Consider the following 13321-nt stretch of genomic DNA (forward strand, 5'->3'; position numbering starts at 1 on the left):
TTAGACTCCTGATTCGCGATAATGGACATCGCTAACGGCACGCAGGCGTTCTGCGGCCTGTTCTGCCGTCAGGTCACGCTGGGTTTCCGCCAGCATTTCATAGCCCACCATAAATTTACGCACCGTCGCAGAACGCAGCAGCGGCGGATAGAAATGGGCATGCAACTGCCAGTGTTGATTCTCTTCGCCGTTAAACGGTGCGCCGTGCCAGCCCATTGAGTACGGGAAGGAGCACTGGAACAGATTGTCGTAACGGCTGGTCAGCTTTTTCAGCGCCAGCGCAAGATCGTCACGCTGTGCGTCGCTGAGATCCGTAATGCGCTGAACATGTGCTTTAGGCAGCAGCAGCGTTTCAAAGGGCCACGCCGCCCAGTACGGCACAACGGCCAGCCAGTGTTCCGTTTCGACCACAGTACGGCTACCGTCGGCCAGTTCACGCCGGGTGTAGTCCACCAGCATCGGGGAGCCGTTTTCCGCGTAATAGGCTTTTTGCAGGCGATCTTCTCGTTCGGCTTCGTTGGGCAGGAAACTGTTCGCCCAGATCTGCCCGTGTGGATGCGGGTTAGAGCAGCCCATCGCGGCGCCTTTATTTTCGAATACCTGCACCCACGGATAAGTCTGGCCCAGCTCCGCAGTTTGTGCCTGCCAGGTGCTCACCACCTCTTTCAGCGCATCAACGCTAAGCTCCGGTAGCGTTTTGCTGTGATCGGGCGAGAAGCAGATCACGCGGCTGGTTCCCCGGGCGCTTTCACAACGCATCAGCGGATCATCGCTCTGCGGCGCGTCCGGCGTGTCGGTCATGAGCGCGGCAAAATCGTTGGTGAAAACGAAGGTGCCTTTGTAGTCCGGGTTTTTATCTCCCGTTACGCGGGTGTTGCCCGGACACAGGAAGCAGTCCGGGTCGTGCTGTGGCAGCGTCTGTTTTGCAGGCGTCTCTTGCGCCCCCTGCCAGGGGCGCTTGGCGCGATGCGGAGACACCAAAATCCATTGCCCGCTAAGCGGGTTAAAACGACGATGCGGATGATCGACGGGATTGAATGAAGTCATGACGGATCCTTAGTCCGGATAACCTTGTGGGTGGCGAGACTGCCAGTGCCAGGTATCCTGTGCCATTTCATCCAGCGTGCGGGTAACACGCCAGTTAAGCTCTTTATCGGCTTTGGTTGCATCAGCCCAGTATGCCGGGAGGTCTCCTTCGCGGCGGGGGGCGAAGTGATAGTTGACCGGCTTACCGCAGGCTTTGCTGAAGGCGTTAACCACATCCAGCACGCTGCTGCCAATACCGGCGCCGAGGTTGTAAATATGCACGCCCGGTTTGTCGGCCAGCTGCTGCATTGCCGCCACGTGGCCGTCGGCCAGATCCATAACGTGGATGTAATCACGTACGCCGGTGCCATCTTCGGTTGGGTAGTCATTGCCGAACACCGCCAGCGACTCGCGGCGGCCCACCGCCACCTGTGCGATATACGGCATCAGGTTATTCGGAATGCCCTGCGGATCTTCACCCATATCGCCTGACGGATGGGCACCGACCGGGTTGAAGTAGCGCAGCAGGGCGATGCTCCACTCCGGCTGTGCTTTTTGCAGGTCGGTCAGGATCTGTTCCACCATCAGTTTGCTTTTGCCATACGGGCTTTGTGGCGTACCGGTGGGGAAGCTTTCAACGTAAGGAATTTTGGGCTGATCGCCGTAGACGGTGGCGGATGAGCTAAAGATGAAGTTTTTGACGTTCGCCGCGCGCATGGCGGAGATAAGACGCAGGGTACCGTTGACGTTGTTGTCGTAATACTCAAGCGGCTTCGCGACCGACTCACCGACCGCTTTCAGGCCAGCGAAGTGGATCACCGTTTCAATGGCGTGGTCGTGGAGGATCTCGGTCATCAACGCTTCATTGCGGATGTCACCTTCGACGAAAGTCGGCTGTTTTCCGCCAAGACGTTCAATCACAGGCAGCACGCTGCGCTTACTATTGCACAGGTTGTCGAGGATGATGACATCATGACCGTTTTGCAGCAGTTGCACACAGGTATGACTTCCTATGTAACCGCTACCACCTGTTACCAGAACTCGCATATTTCGCTCCATTAGGCTTATGGTATGTAATAACCATAGCATAACAGAGACGTGAAAAGTGTGACATGGGATAAATTAGTGGAATCGTTTACACTGTTTTTCAAACCCGCTTTTTTTTGATCCAGTCGCATTGTAGATCAAAGAGATAAAGAAGTATCACTGCAGGTTATCTGAAAAGCGGAGGGCGGTGCCCTCCGGAAGTTAATCGATTTTGCTCAGCAGGTAACGATAGTGCTCACCGTCCGGGATAAACTCCAGACGGTGCGTGATGCAGGCCGGTGCGTCTTCAGCATGATGTGAGACAAACAGTAACTGGGTCTCACCTTCGCCAATCAGCACATCCACAAAGCGACGGATCAGCTGGCGGTTCAGCGGATCCAGCCCCTGAAGCGGCTCATCGAGGATCAGCAGGGTCGGGTGTTTCACCAGCGCCCGGACGATCAATGCCAGACGCTGCTGCCCCCAGGACAGACTGTGAAACGGCGCATCAGCGACCCGGTTGTCCATCCCCAGAATATCCAGCCACTGCTGGGCCAGCTTGTTCTGTTTGTCCGATACCGCCTGATAAATACCGATGGAATCAAAGTACCCGGAGAGGATCACATTGCGTACGGTGGTGCTGACCCGGTAATCCAGATGCAGGCTGCTGCTGACATAGCCGATATGCTTTTTGATATCCCAGATGGTTTCACCGCTTCCGCGACGGCGGCCAAACAGGGTCAGATCGTTGCTGTAGCCCTGCGGGTGATCGCCGGTGATCAGACTCAGCAGCGTCGATTTCCCCGCGCCGTTGGGGCCGACAATCTGCCAGTGTTCGCCCGGATTAACCGTCCAGCTGAGATGATTCAGGATCGGACGATCGTCATAAGAGACCACCCCGTCACGCAGCACAATCCGCGGCTGATTGGGATCTAAAGCGAGACGTACCGAAGGGGCGTCGGGTTCGGGCAGGGTAATGCCGTCGAGCTTTTCGCTGTGCGCCAGTTGGGCAATCAACGCCTGCTTCAGCAGTACCGATTTTTCGCCGGTTTCGGTAAGGCTGCAGTCCGCCAGCACCCCGGCGTTCTGCACAAAATCCGGGATTTCATCAAAACGGTTAAGCACCAGCACAAGGGTGTAGCCCTGCTGGTTAAGCGAGGCCAGCAGGTCCGCCAGCTGGGCGCGGAACTGCACGTCCAGACCGTCGAACGGCTCATCCAGGATTAACAGCTCAGGTTCGCTCATCAGCGCCTGGCAGAGCAGCGTTTTACGCGTCTCGCCGGTAGAAAGGTATTTGAAGCGGCGGTTGAGAAGGGCGGTGATGCCAAACTGCTCCGCCAGCTGCTGACAACGGGCAGGATTGTTGACTTCATCCTGAATAATTTCTGCCGTTGTGCGGCCCGTGTCTTCTTCGCCCGGGCTGAGGAGGTCCGTGTTGTTACGCTGCCATTCATCGCTCACCAGCTTCTGCAACTGTTCAAACGACAGGCGCGTCGTACGCGTAAAATGGCTCTGGCGTTCGCCTTTAAGCAGGGTGAGCTCTCCGGCCAGCGCCCGGGCCAGCGCGGACTTGCCGCTTCCGTTGGTGCCCACAAATGCCCAGCTTTCACCCGCATGGAGTGTTAAATCTGGCAGCGTCAGCGTTCGGGTATCGCCAAGACGAAACGTACCTTGCGAAATATGCAATGATGACATGATTTATCCCATTTTTTGCAGCATCAGATGTCAGGGATACTCACTGTCGACACGCTTGTCAATCCGCTCAGCACAATGTGGCGATAATTACCCGGTCTGCGTTGAAATATGCGGTGACTACAGCACCTTCTTCTAATTCGTGCGCCTCGCTCAGGGCAACCGTCGCGCACAGCACCTGGCCGTCCGGCAGGGTCATCAGGACCTCACACTGCGCTTCACCACGTTCAATGCGCTGGATGGTGCCCTGCAGCTGGTTGTCTGCCGCTTTGGCGCGTTCGGCATCGCGCGTCACTGCGACCCACGGCGCTTTCAGCAACACCAGCACCTCCTTGCCTTCATCCAGCCCCAGACGCTCTCCGCTTTGGGCGGTAATCGCGGCTTTCAGGCGAGTGGTGCCGTCGGCAAGCAGGATCTCGATATGTTGCTGGACCTGCCCGTTATCGCGCGCGGTGACCGTGCCAAACCACTGGTTGCGGGCGCTGGTCTGGAGTGAGAAGCGAGAAATGGCGGCTAACAGGCTGTCCAGCGGGAGGTTATCATCGTCACTTAGCACATCGAATGCTTTCTGCTGGATCTGGGCCAGCAGGTCATAAAGCTGAATCAGACGCTGGCCGTAGCGGGTCAGCACGGCGCCACCGCCCCCTTTGCCGCCCGTGGCTCGCTCAACCAGCATCTGCTCGCTCAGGGTATTCATGTCGTTGATCGCGTCCCAGGCGCTTTTATAACTAATGCCCGCGTTCTTTGCCCCCTGGCTTATTGAACCCGTTTGTTCTATTTGTTTAAGCAGGGCGATACGTCGCGGATCGGCGAAAAGCTTCTGCTGAAGTCGTAGGGTAAGGAGAATTTCAGCCTGCATAACGGAGTGTCCTGACAAAAGGGCTATTGTGAACCAAATGGCACAGGGCGCAAAGGGGACCGCACAAAAGGGGATGTTTTTCTTACTTTTCAGGGTAGAATAAGCCGTCCACAATATCTGGAGAAAACCATGTTAGAGTTGTTGAAAAGTCTGGTATTCGCCGTGATCATGGTACCAGTAGTGATGGCCATCATCCTCGGTGCCATCTACGGCCTGGGTGAAGTGTTCAACGTCTTTTCGAACATTGGTCACAGAGACCGCGCTAAAAAGCAGCACTGATTCCCCACAAAACGCCCGGCTTGCCCGGGCGTTTTGCTCTCAAGTATTTTTCGTCATCGCCGATATGATTTAAAGCATCCGGTAATTGTACCTCTTGATCGGTACGATTTAACGCTGGGATATCTCCGGCGTTGTCGTTATATTATTGCGTATATAACGAAACTCACAGGAGCTACAGATGGCACGTACAGGGTTACGCTTTTTCGCAGGGGCAACGCTGGCACTTTCGCTGACCGGACACGCGCTGGCCGACGAAGGTAAAATTACGGTTTTTGCGGCGGCGTCGCTGACGAATGCGATGCAGGATATTGCTGCTGCGTATAAAAAAGAGAAGAACGTCGACGTCGTCTCCTCTTTTGCGTCTTCTTCTACACTGGCGCGCCAGATTGAAGCGGGGGCACCGGCCGATCTGTTCATCTCTGCCGATCAGAAATGGATGGATTACGCCGTTGAGAAGAAAGCCGTGGATACGACAACCCGCGAAACGCTGCTGGGGAATAGCCTTGTCGTGGTCGCGCCAAAAGCCAGTCCGCAGGGTGACATCACCATCAACAAAGAGACTCACTGGACGCGTCTTCTGAACGGTGGCCGGCTGGCAGTGGGCGATCCGGACCATGTACCGGCTGGGATTTACGCGAAAGAGGCCCTGCAGAAACTGGGCGCGTGGCAGACACTGTCATCAGATCTGGCGCCGGCAGAAGACGTACGTGGTGCACTGGCGCTGGTGGAACGCAATGAGGCTCCGCTGGGTATTGTCTACGGCTCGGATGCCGTTGCCAGCAAGGGGGTCAAAGTGGTTGGCACGTTCCCGGAAGACGCCCACAAGAAAGTGGAATATCCTGTTGCGATTGTTGATGGACATAAAAATGCGACCGTGACGGCCTTCCAGGCGTACCTGAAGGGGCCGGAAGCGTCCGCAATCTTTAAACGTTATGGATTTACGACTCACGAATGATATTGACCGATCCTGAATGGCAGGCTGTACTGCTGAGCCTGAAAGTCTCTTCCCTGGCGGTTGCGCTAAGTTTGCCCTTTGGGATCTTCTTTGCCTGGTTGCTGGTGCGCTGTAAGTTTCCCGGCAAAGCGCTGCTTGACAGCGTTCTCCATCTTCCGCTGGTGTTGCCGCCCGTCGTGGTGGGATATCTGCTGCTTGTGTCCATGGGCCGACGCGGGTTTATCGGCCAATGGCTGTACGACTGGTTCGGGCTGACCTTTGCCTTTAGCTGGCGCGGTGCGGTGCTGGCCGCGGCGGTGATGTCATTTCCGCTGATGGTGAGGGCTATCCGCCTGGCGCTGGAAGGGGTGGATATCAAACTGGAACAGGCCGCCCGCACGCTGGGTGCCGGGCGCTGGCGCGTCTTTTTCACCATTACGCTACCGCTCACGCTGCCGGGCATTATTGTCGGTACGGTACTGGCCTTTGCCCGTTCGCTGGGTGAATTCGGTGCCACCATTACCTTTGTTTCGAACATCCCCGGTGAAACGCGGACGATCCCTTCGGCCATGTATACGCTGATACAGACGCCGGGTGGCGAAGGTGCTGCGGCGCGTCTGTGTGTTATCTCAATTGTGCTGGCGCTGATATCGCTGCTGGTCTCTGAATGGCTGGCGCGACTCAGCCGCGAGCGGATGGGGAAATAGTTATGTTGGAACTCCATTTCACCCAGACGCTGGGAAACCACACCCTTACACTGGACGAGACGCTGCCTGCCACCGGCATCACCGCCATCTTTGGGGTCTCCGGCGCCGGGAAAACCTCGCTCATTAATGCGATCGGTGGCCTGACACGTCCTCAGGCAGGGCGCATTGTGCTGAATAATCGCGTCCTGAATGACGTTGAAAACAAGATTTACCTGACGCCGGATAAACGGCGCATTGGCTATGTGTTTCAGGATGCGCGGTTATTCCCGCACTACAGCGTGCGCGGGAATCTGCGTTACGGCATGGCCAAAAGCATGGCCGCGCAGTTTGACAAGCTGGTGGCGCTGCTGGGCATTGAGCCACTGCTTGACCGGTTGCCTTCCTCGCTCTCCGGCGGTGAGAAACAGCGAGTGGCGATAGGGCGCGCGTTGCTCACCGCCCCCGAACTCCTGCTGCTTGATGAGCCGCTGGCCTCGCTGGATATTCCGCGTAAACGTGAACTCCTGCCGTATCTCCAGCGCCTGGCGCGTGAAATCAAGATCCCGATGCTGTACGTCAGCCACTCCCTGGATGAAATTCTGCATCTGGCGGATAACGTACTGGTGCTGGAAAACGGCAGCGTAAAGGCGTTTGGCAATCTTGAAGAGGTCTGGGGCAGTAGCGTCATGCACCCGTGGCTGCCCCGGGAGCAGCAGAGCAGTATCCTGAAGGTGAGCGTGCTGGAGCACCACCCGCATTACGCGATGACCGCCCTGGCGTTGGGCGACCAGCACCTGTGGGTGAATAAAATCGACAAGCCCCTGCAGTCGGCGCTGCGTATTCGTATTCAGGCGTCGGATGTCTCTCTGGTTTTACAGCCTCCGCTGCAGACCAGTATCCGAAATATCCTGCGCGCGAAGGTCGCCGAGTGTTTTGATGATAACGGTCAGGTAGAGGTGCAGCTTGAGGTGGGGAGCAGGACGCTCTGGGCACGGATCAGTCCGTGGGCCAGGGATGAGTTAGGGATCAAACCTGGCCTGTGGCTTTACGCGCAAATCAAGAGCGTCTCCATTACCACCTGATTACAGTAGGTGGGTATAAATATAATGCGCGATGCTGTCGGTGGTGTTATCGCCAATCACCACGTTAGCGCGCGCTTTCACCGCGTCATCGGCATTGCCCATTGCCACGCCCGTTCCGGCGGCTTCCAGCATGCTGATGTCGTTGTAGTTATCGCCAAAGGCGATCACATCCTGCATTGACCACCCCTGAGACTCCACGAACTGCGTCAGGCGTTTACCTTTGCTGTTGCCTTTACGGGCAATATCCACCTGGTCATGCCAGGACCATTCGCACTCCAGACCCAGCGCCTGTTCAACGTGTTTCGCGAAGGTATTCAGTTTGGTGGTATCTTCATCGGTCAACGCGAATTTCCAGATAGCCTCAACATCCTGAGCCGCCTGGCGCAGGGAAGAGACCTGGGTAAAGACCGGACGCTGCGCTTCTGGCAGAGACTGAGCCCAGTTGGTGGTGCGGATTACGTGGCCGGTCGGGCGCTCATAGACCATCGCATTATCGACATACATCAGGCCGTGGATCGCATGTTCATCCAGCAGATCTATTAACTGCAATGCCTGGGGAACCGGCAGCGGGTCGGATTCTAAAACCTTTTTTGCTTGATAATCATACAAATAAGTGCCATTACAACAAATTGCAGGTGTATCTAACGCCAGTGCCTGATAAAAAGGGTGAATGGCAACGTGATGTCGACCCGTTACGATAAGGAGTTGATATCCCACTTCCTGCGCGCGTTTAAGCGCTTGAAGGGAGGAGGGGAGAAGGGTTTTTTGCGGCGTCAGTAAGGTACCGTCTAAATCCAGAGCAATCACACGCGAGGTCATTTGTTTTTCCGGGTTAATATTGAATTTACGATCTGATGGGATGGTACACCGAGAGGCGAACGCGTCAAAATTCCCGTCGACAATTCAGCATTCACCGTCAAAAGTTAACTACTTTCATGCGCAGTGAGGAGTGAATATTCATGAAACAAACCGTTTATACCGCCAGTCCTGAAAGCCAGCAGATCCACGTCTGGCGTTTAAATGCCGAGGGGACCCTCACGCTGGTGCAGGTTGTTGATGTGCCTGGTCAGGTACAACCAATGGCGATCAGCCCGGATAAACGTTTCTTGTACGTGGGTGTGCGCCCGGAGTTTCGCGTGCTGGCCTACCGCATCTCTCCGGATGACGGCGCGCTGACTTACACTGCGGAAGCGCCATTGCCGGGTAGCCCAACCCACATCTCAACCGATCGCCAGGGCAACTTTGTTTTCAGCGGCTCCTATAACGCGGGCTGTGTCAGCGTGACGCGTCTGGAAGAGGGCATTCCGGTCGAAACCGTGGATGTGGTGGAAGGGCTGGAAGGCTGCCACTCGGCGAATATCTCCCCGGACAACCGCACGCTGTGGGTACCGGCGCTGAAGCAGGATCGTATCTGCCTGTTTACCCTGAGCGACGATGGTCACCTGGTGGCGCAGAATCCGGCTGAAGTGACCACCGTAGAGGGGGCAGGCCCGCGTCATATGGTCTTCCATCCAAACCAGCAGTACGCCTACGTGGTCAATGAACTGAACAGCTCAGTGGACGTCTGGGAACTGAAAGATCCTAACGGGCAGATTGAGTGCGTGCAGACGCTGGATATGATGCCGTCTGACTTCTCGGATACCCGCTGGGCGGCGGATATTCACATTACGCCGGATGGTCGCCATCTCTACGCTTGTGACCGTACTTCCAGCCTGATCACCATCTTTAGCGTTTCGGAAGACGGCAGCGTGCTGGCAGTAGAAGGCTTCCAGCCGACGGAAACGCAGCCGCGTGGCTTTAATATCGATCACAGCGGTAAATACCTGATTGCAGCGGGGCAGAAGTCTCACCACATCGCCCTGTACGAAATCAAAGGCGAGCAGGGCCTGCTGGAAGAGAAAGGGCGCTATGCGGTAGGCCAGGGGCCAATGTGGGTAGTGGTGAACGCTCACTAAGCGGCTTAAAACAAAAAACCTCGCGAACGCGAGGTTTTTTTATGCCCGGTGGTACTGCAGTAACGGACAGGCCGGGTAAGGCGAAGCCGCCACCCGGCAAAACAGATTACTGCTTCGGCTCAGCAACCACTTTGCTACCCAGACCGCGGTTGTTGTATTCCCACATGCGGTTGAAGTTAGCGTCGTTCAGGTTGCGCTGCACGTTTCCTTTATCGTCCACGGAACCGGTATTGCCGGAGAATGGACGTTTGGAGATGGCGGCGTCAGCCCATGGTTTTGCCACGTTGAAACCTTCGTTGATAACGCTGTCGCGGATCACAACCTGACCGTTGGTTGCAGAGTCCACGTCCAGGGAGCGACCCAGCTGCGCCACGCCGTCACCGGAGGCGTTGAAGCGGCTGTTGACGGCGAGGAAACCGTAGAACAGATTAGACTGTGTCGCTGGCGCAAAGACATAACCTTCCTGCTGGGTACGTGAGTTCACGACGCGGAAATCGGTGTTATCAAATACCACCGCGCCACGACCGGAGACCATATCCACATCACCTTCGATGTAGCTGTTGGTCACCAGCGTACGGGTCAGACGGTTATTCTGCAGGGTGTTCTGTACGCCGCTGTTGGTCACGAAGAAGGTGTTCTGACGACCCAGAATGTTCACGTTGTTGATCTGCACTTTGTCGCCATCGCTACGCAGCGCCACGGCCTGGTGGTTACCCGCATCAACGCTGTCGCCCAGGGTGTTCTGAATGGTCAGGTTCTGCAGCTGCAGACCGTTGTTCTGAGACCAGACGACCGCAGAACACATCACGCCAATGGTAGCGGCACGCTTGCTCTGGCAGTTATCAAACATATACCAGGCCGGTTTGCCCGGCATGTATTTACCCGCCGGGTTGACCAGGTGACGCCAGGTGGTGCTGTCCATTTCGGAATCAATCGCCAGACCAATTTTAACGTCGATGGCTTTTTCGCCCAGACCGTAAAGGGTGATGCTGCCCGGTGCTGCCGGAATGTAAACGGTACCTTCATATTCACCTGGCATGATCGCGATGTACTGGCGAGATGCGCTGTGTTTGGTGATGGCAGCGTCAACCGCAGCCTGAATAGAGGTATGCGTCACGCCCTGCGCCCCTGCCGGACCCACAACAAAGTTTGGCTGCTTCGGCAGGTTAATAGAAGACGGCGTCCACGGCGCAGCGTTTGGATCCATCGCGGAGAAGTAGTGCGCGCGATCGAAGTTTTTCGCTTCATCAGCGGACAAAATCGGACGGGACGCGGTGCCTGGCGCGACCTGCTCAGAAGGTCGCTGATCCGGTGGCGTTGAACTGCATGCGGATAATGTCACGCCAAAGGCGAGTGCCAACGCCAGACGGGAAATCCTGGAAATGTTCAAGGTGAAGCTCCTGGGTATGCAAGTCTTAAACGAGATAGACGAAATAGCCTGCTTTTTTATACTAAGTTGAGCGAAACGGGAAGATAAAAAGGGGAAAAGTTGCATTTTTCGCCCGCAGGGGGCGGGAAAGTCGTCACAAATAAATAACATTTTCATAAAGGCGGTTGACAGCAGCCAGCAGATGAAAATAAATGTCTATACAACCCATGACAAGTGAAAGGCTTATGCTGCAACTTCATCCCGACGATGTGATATGGCGAAATGCGCGACTGGCGACAATGGTGCCTGGTGAAGAATCTTATGGCCTGCAAGCGCATCATGCCCTTGTGGTGCGTGGTCAAACCCTTCTGGCCGTCATTCCTGAAGCAGACCTCCCTTCCGGGCATGATAAATGCGTCGATCTCGGTGGACGCCTGGTCACGCCGGGTCTTATCGACTGCCATACCCACCTGGTGTTTGGCGGCAATCGCGCGGCGGAGTGGGAGCAGCGTCTCAACGGTGTCTCCTATCAGTCCATCAGCGCACAGGGGGGCGGAATTAACGCCACCGTCTCGGCAACCCGCGACAGTTCGCCGGAAAATTTGCTTACACTGGCGCAGCAGCGGCTGGAGCGGTTAATGAATGAAGGGGTGACCACCCTGGAAATCAAATCCGGCTACGGTCTTAACGCCGCGGCTGAAGAAAAAATGCTGCAGGTCGCACGCCAGCTCAGCCTGAGTAATCCGGTTGAGATCAGCCCAACCCTGCTGGCGGCACATGCGGTTCCGGCGGAATACCGCCACGATCCAGACGCGTACCTCACACTGGTGTGCGAGCAGATCATGCCCGAACTGTGGCAAAAAGGGCTGTTCGAAGCGGTGGATGTTTTTTGTGAAAACGTCGGCTTCACGCCAGCACAAACCGAGCGGCTTTTCCTGGCCGCCCGCGCACGGGGTATTCCGGTGAAAGGGCACGTGGAGCAACTTTCTAACCTGGGCGGTGCGGCGCTGGTCAGCCGATTTAAAGGGTTATCTGCCGATCATATCGAATACCTGGATGAGAAGGGTGTTCAGGCCATGGCGCAAAGCGGCACGGTTGCGGTACTGCTGCCCGGCGCGTTCTATTTTCTTCAGGAGCGTCAGCGTCCACCGGTTGAACAGCTCCGGGCGCAGGGCGTACCGATGGCGGTCGCCACGGATTACAACCCCGGCACCAGCCCGTTCGCGAGCATTCATCTGGCCATGAACATGGCCTGCGTACAGTTTGGCCTGACGCCTGAAGAGGCCTGGGCTGGCGTCACGCGGCACGCCGCGCAGGCGCTGGGGCGTGGAACAACGCACGGGCAGTTAAAGGCCGGTTTCATGGCTGATTTTATCGTCTGGGATGCAGACCATCCGGTAGAAATGGTTTACGAGCCGGGACGCAATCCGCTGTATCAACGCATTTTCCGGGGGGAGGCAGTATGAGTTGGCAGCCCGTTGCTAAGACCGTCTGGCAGGGGCGCGACGACAGCGCCGAGGCCAGCAACGCAAAACGTATTTTTCAGACCATACGCCAGCCGTCGCAATTTACCCCGGTTTCATCCGCGATTGCGCTGATAGGCTTTGCCTGTGATGAAGGAGTAAGGCGTAATCAGGGCAGGCAGGGGGCGGCGCAGGCTCCCGACGTGCTGCGTAAGGCGCTGGCGAACATGGCAACGCATTCCGGCCACGAACGGCTGGTGGACATGGGGTCGGTTTACGTTGAGGATGACCAACTTGAAGAGGGACAACAGGCACTGAGCGATGCCGTGGTCACCTGTCAGCAGGCTGGCATGCGTACGCTGGTGTTGGGCGGCGGACACGAGACCGCCTGGGCCCACGGCCGTGGTATCCTTGAGGCGTTCCCGAATGAGCGCGTGGCGGTCATCAACCTGGATGCGCATCTTGATTTGCGCAAGGCCGAACGGGCCACCTCCGGCACCCCGTTTCGTCAGCTGGCGAACTACTGTGCTGACCACGCGCGGGAATTTCAGTACGCCTGTTTTGGCGTCAGCCGCGCGGCGAACACCCAGGCGCTGTTTGACGAGGCTGAACGGCTTAACGCCACGCTGGTGGACGATCTGCATTTCCACCGGGATGCGCTACCAGCGCTGGAACAGGTGCTGGCGCAGGCCGATCGTGTTTACCTCACCATTGATCTGGACGTTCTGCCTGCAGCCGAGATGCCCGCCGTGTCAGCCCCCGCGGCGTTAGGCGTGCCTGCGCGGGATCTCCTGCCCGCGATCGAGCGCATTTGCCGTAGCGGAAAACTGCAGGCCGCCGATCTGGTAGAATTTAACCCTCACTACGATCGGGACGGACAAGGGGCGAAGCTTGCCGCCCGTCTGGCCTGGCAAATTGCTCACTGGTGGGCATAACAACATTTAAGGAGT

Annotated in this window: 13 protein-coding genes; 7 read left to right on the top strand and 6 right to left on the bottom strand. The window is 56.7% G+C overall.

What is annotated here, in order from left to right:
• From galT to modE, 4 genes are all read right to left on the bottom strand, one after another.
• Positions 1-1047 carry a galactose-1-phosphate uridylyltransferase gene (galT, locus tag AX755_RS12470; protein ID WP_013097520.1) on the bottom strand — a complete coding sequence of 349 codons (1047 nt, stop codon included), beginning with the start codon at positions 1045-1047 and terminating at the stop codon, positions 1-3.
• A 9-nt stretch (positions 1048-1056) separates the two neighbouring features.
• The gene (galE, locus tag AX755_RS12475; RefSeq protein WP_023622345.1) at positions 1057-2073 is read right to left on the bottom strand and encodes a UDP-glucose 4-epimerase GalE; all 1017 of its coding nucleotides are present in this window, start codon (positions 2071-2073) and stop codon (positions 1057-1059) included.
• Between the two features lie 201 nt (positions 2074-2274).
• Positions 2275-3747 carry a molybdate ABC transporter ATP-binding protein ModF gene (gene modF, locus AX755_RS12480; RefSeq protein WP_062856847.1) on the bottom strand — a complete coding sequence of 491 codons (1473 nt, stop codon included), beginning with the start codon at positions 3745-3747 and terminating at the stop codon, positions 2275-2277.
• A 67-nt stretch (positions 3748-3814) separates the two neighbouring features.
• Positions 3815-4603 carry a molybdenum-dependent transcriptional regulator gene (gene modE / locus AX755_RS12485; RefSeq protein WP_013097517.1) on the bottom strand — a complete coding sequence of 263 codons (789 nt, stop codon included), beginning with the start codon at positions 4601-4603 and terminating at the stop codon, positions 3815-3817.
• A 129-nt stretch (positions 4604-4732) separates the two neighbouring features.
• Between modE and AX755_RS12490 the strand changes: the two genes are divergently transcribed.
• The 4 genes from AX755_RS12490 to modC all read left to right on the top strand — a co-directional run bounded on the left by AX755_RS12490 (position 4733) and on the right by modC (position 7584).
• Positions 4733-4882 (top strand): AcrZ family multidrug efflux pump-associated protein, encoded by a 150-nt coding sequence (locus tag AX755_RS12490; RefSeq protein ID WP_013097516.1) that lies wholly within the window; start codon positions 4733-4735, stop codon positions 4880-4882.
• A gap of 178 nt (positions 4883-5060) precedes the next feature.
• Positions 5061-5837, top strand: a complete 777-nt coding sequence (gene modA / locus AX755_RS12495) for a molybdate ABC transporter substrate-binding protein (RefSeq protein WP_013097515.1) — start codon at positions 5061-5063, stop codon at positions 5835-5837.
• The gene (modB, locus tag AX755_RS12500; protein WP_013097514.1) at positions 5834-6523 is read left to right on the top strand and encodes a molybdate ABC transporter permease subunit; all 690 of its coding nucleotides are present in this window, start codon (positions 5834-5836) and stop codon (positions 6521-6523) included. The genes modA and modB overlap by 4 nt, the downstream gene beginning before the upstream one ends.
• A gap of 2 nt (positions 6524-6525) precedes the next feature.
• On the top strand, positions 6526-7584 hold the full coding sequence (gene modC / locus AX755_RS12505; protein WP_029882496.1) for a molybdenum ABC transporter ATP-binding protein ModC: 1059 nt from the start codon (positions 6526-6528) through the stop codon (positions 7582-7584).
• On the opposite strand, the gene AX755_RS12510 is transcribed toward modC, so the two are convergent.
• Entirely contained in the window at positions 7585-8403 is an 819-nt protein-coding gene (locus tag AX755_RS12510; RefSeq protein WP_062856848.1) for a pyridoxal phosphatase, read from the bottom strand.
• A gap of 140 nt (positions 8404-8543) precedes the next feature.
• Here AX755_RS12510 and pgl point away from each other — a divergent pair, with 140 nt between their 5' ends.
• Positions 8544-9539, top strand: coding sequence for a 6-phosphogluconolactonase (pgl, locus tag AX755_RS12515; protein ID WP_013097511.1), 996 nt, complete (start codon positions 8544-8546; stop codon positions 9537-9539).
• 106 nt (positions 9540-9645) lie between these two features.
• Here pgl and AX755_RS12520 read toward each other — a convergent pair whose 3' ends face one another.
• Positions 9646-10929 (bottom strand): putative acyl-CoA thioester hydrolase, encoded by a 1284-nt coding sequence (locus AX755_RS12520; RefSeq protein WP_038418926.1) that lies wholly within the window; start codon positions 10927-10929, stop codon positions 9646-9648.
• 224 nt (positions 10930-11153) lie between these two features.
• On the opposite strand from AX755_RS12520, the gene hutI reads away from it, so the two are divergent.
• Both hutI and hutG read left to right on the top strand, forming a co-directional pair.
• Entirely contained in the window at positions 11154-12374 is a 1221-nt protein-coding gene (hutI, locus tag AX755_RS12525) for an imidazolonepropionase (RefSeq protein WP_038418928.1), read from the top strand.
• The gene (gene hutG, locus AX755_RS12530; protein WP_047024381.1) at positions 12371-13306 is read left to right on the top strand and encodes a formimidoylglutamase; all 936 of its coding nucleotides are present in this window, start codon (positions 12371-12373) and stop codon (positions 13304-13306) included. The genes hutI and hutG overlap by 4 nt, the downstream gene beginning before the upstream one ends.
• Positions 13307-13321 lie beyond the last annotated feature (15 nt).

Source organism: Enterobacter sp. SENG-6, from assembly GCF_001605945.1.
In the GTDB taxonomy this organism is placed as follows: Bacteria; Pseudomonadota; Gammaproteobacteria; order Enterobacterales; family Enterobacteriaceae; genus Enterobacter; species Enterobacter cloacae.

What these genes read in the sequence shown, in the direction of transcription:
- galT (WP_013097520.1), bottom strand. Translation starts at nt 1,047, where the DNA reads ATGACTTCATTCAATCCCGTCGATCATCCGCATCGTCGTTTTAACCCG.
- galE (WP_023622345.1), bottom strand. Translation starts at nt 2,073, where the DNA reads ATGCGAGTTCTGGTAACAGGTGGTAGCGGTTACATAGGAAGTCATACC.
- modF (WP_062856847.1), bottom strand. Translation starts at nt 3,747, where the DNA reads ATGTCATCATTGCATATTTCGCAAGGTACGTTTCGTCTTGGCGATACC.
- modE (WP_013097517.1), bottom strand. Translation starts at nt 4,603, where the DNA reads ATGCAGGCTGAAATTCTCCTTACCCTACGACTTCAGCAGAAGCTTTTC.
- AX755_RS12490 (WP_013097516.1), top strand. Translation starts at nt 4,733, where the DNA reads ATGTTAGAGTTGTTGAAAAGTCTGGTATTCGCCGTGATCATGGTACCA.
- modA (WP_013097515.1), top strand. Translation starts at nt 5,061, where the DNA reads ATGGCACGTACAGGGTTACGCTTTTTCGCAGGGGCAACGCTGGCACTT.
- modB (WP_013097514.1), top strand. Translation starts at nt 5,834, where the DNA reads ATGATATTGACCGATCCTGAATGGCAGGCTGTACTGCTGAGCCTGAAA.
- modC (WP_029882496.1), top strand. Translation starts at nt 6,526, where the DNA reads ATGTTGGAACTCCATTTCACCCAGACGCTGGGAAACCACACCCTTACA.
- AX755_RS12510 (WP_062856848.1), bottom strand. Translation starts at nt 8,403, where the DNA reads ATGACCTCGCGTGTGATTGCTCTGGATTTAGACGGTACCTTACTGACG.
- pgl (WP_013097511.1), top strand. Translation starts at nt 8,544, where the DNA reads ATGAAACAAACCGTTTATACCGCCAGTCCTGAAAGCCAGCAGATCCAC.
- hutI (WP_038418928.1), top strand. Translation starts at nt 11,154, where the DNA reads ATGCTGCAACTTCATCCCGACGATGTGATATGGCGAAATGCGCGACTG.
- hutG (WP_047024381.1), top strand. Translation starts at nt 12,371, where the DNA reads ATGAGTTGGCAGCCCGTTGCTAAGACCGTCTGGCAGGGGCGCGACGAC.